This is a genomic window from Breznakia blatticola (genome assembly GCF_004365815.1).
Taxonomy (GTDB): Bacteria; Bacillota_I; Bacilli_A; order Erysipelotrichales; family Erysipelotrichaceae; genus Breznakia; species Breznakia blatticola.
Window position 1 is genome coordinate 1 of the sequence record NZ_SODD01000085.1, and the last position, 2,059, is coordinate 2,059.

Below are 2,059 nucleotides of genomic sequence, written 5' to 3' on the forward strand. Positions count from 1 at the left end.
AAGTTATAATTCCGAAAATTCATCAATTGCAATTCCGATTTTTTATCACTTGGTTTTCCGTTTTTTCTTCAAGTTAATTTTACAATTTACAACTTTCTTCTTGTTTTTGCCAGACATGTATACGATTTGATTAAGAGAGCAACAGTTTCGCACCAAATTCCAAACCCTTTTTCGAGCTCTCTAAAAGATAATTGCCCTTTTATATATGATGTTGCAGTGTATCTTTCACAACTAATTGAATGCGAGTTTGGCATACATATGAGTGAAGCTGAAATAAACTTAGTAGCGATTCATATAGGTTATTCAATTGATGATATGAATAATGATAAAAAAATAAAGTGCATTATTTATAATTCTGTATATCAAAATAATGAACGTGTTATTGTTCATAAAATTCTTAATAAATTTCGTGGGATGCTGAATATTATTGAAGTCAAAAATGATTTCTCACAGTTACTCAAGGAGTGTTCTGCGCAACCAGACGTATTATTTATATCTACAGTATCGAATGTACCGATAAGAGAAAATCTATGTACAATATCACCAATTGTATCAGAGAAAGATATTGATAAAGTTTATAATTGTATCGAAAGCCTACGTAAATTAGATGAAAGATTTAGTCTGAGAGAGTTGATTAAAAAATATACAGATTCAGATCTATTTTACACATCGATTAACTATTCTAATCGCGATGATTTAATTTACTATTTGGCAAATGACTTGTTTAATAAAAATATAGTTTCTGAAACGTTTGCTACTTCAGTGATTGAAAGAGAAAATAAATCATCAACATGTTTTTTTAATAAATTCTCTATTCCGCATGCATTGGATTTAAATGCCAAGAAAACCGCAATTTCAGTAGTAATTAGTGAAAGGAGTATTAACTGGGGAAATAGCGAAATATATGTTGTTTTCTTAATTGCAATTAGCAATAAAGATATGAATCTCTTCTCTAAAATGTATGATGGGTTAATAAGTTCTATTTTGGAAGATAGAATTTTTGAGAGATTGTCTAAAGCAAAAGACTACGAAGGATTCTTAAATTGTTTTTAAAGAGATTTCTACTTGATTTACTTTTTCTCTATAGTGAGAAATAGTTGGTTTGTTTTGGAATAATTTTGTTGTTAATCTTTGAGTATATTAAAGAGAGGTTAATTATGCAAAATAAGTTTTTATGGGGTAGCGCAACAGCTGCTTATCAATGCGAAGGTGCATGGAATGAAGATGGTCGTGGATTGACGCAATGGGATGATTTTTCTCATAATAGTGAATTGAATGTTAATAAAGTAACTGGGGATGAAGCAAGTGATTTTTATCATCGATTTGAAGAAGATATAAAACTGTTAGCAGAAAGTAATCAAAACACGTTTAGATTTTCTATTGCTTGGACAAGAATTTTGCCAAATGGTTATGGTGAGATTAATCAAAAAGGAATTGATTTTTATAACAAAGTCATTAACACATGTTTAAAGTATGGGATTGAACCTAATGTTACATTACATCATTATGATCTTCCTTTGGAATTTGCAAAAAACGGAGGATGGGCAAATCCAACTTTAATTGACTATTTTGTTGAGTATGCAAAAGTATGCTTTAACGCGTTTGGTGATAGGGTAAAACTATGGGTAACACATAATGAATTGAGGTATTACGCGCATTGTTCATATCTAGCTGGGAATTACCCTCCCAACCATAAGCTAGATTTCAATACCTATGTAAAAGTTATGTATTACGGAATGTTAGCGAGTGCAAAAGTAGTTAATGAATATAGGAAACTAGGTTTAGATGGACAAATTGGGATTGTTTCTCCTGCCGCTTCAGTTGAATCGCTCGAAGATACCAATGAAGCTAAAGTAGCAATAGAGAATGCTGAACTGTATTATATAAGAAGCATTTTTGATCCAGCTGTGTTTGGTAAATATCCTGAAAAGTTAATCGAGAAAATAAAAAACAGTGGAATTGATTTAATGTCATTAAGTTAAGCAATAGAATTGTAAGAGGAGTCAATTAATTTTGACCCCTCTTTTTTTCTATTGACTTTTACTACAAAATTTGGGCG

Annotated in this window: 2 protein-coding genes; both read left to right on the plus strand. The window is 30.6% G+C overall.

Features of this window, described 5'->3' with window-relative positions; translation table 11 throughout:
* The first annotated feature begins 84 nt into the window (after positions 1-84).
* Positions 85-1,053, plus strand: a complete 969-nt coding sequence (locus EDD63_RS11440) for a PTS sugar transporter subunit IIA (protein ID WP_341768192.1) — start codon at positions 85-87, stop codon at positions 1,051-1,053.
* Positions 1,054-1,157: 104 nt separating this feature from the next.
* Positions 1,158-1,982 (plus strand): glycoside hydrolase family 1 protein, encoded by an 825-nt coding sequence (locus EDD63_RS11445; RefSeq protein WP_134171445.1) that lies wholly within the window; start codon positions 1,158-1,160, stop codon positions 1,980-1,982.
* Positions 1,983-2,059: the final 77 nt, after the last annotated feature.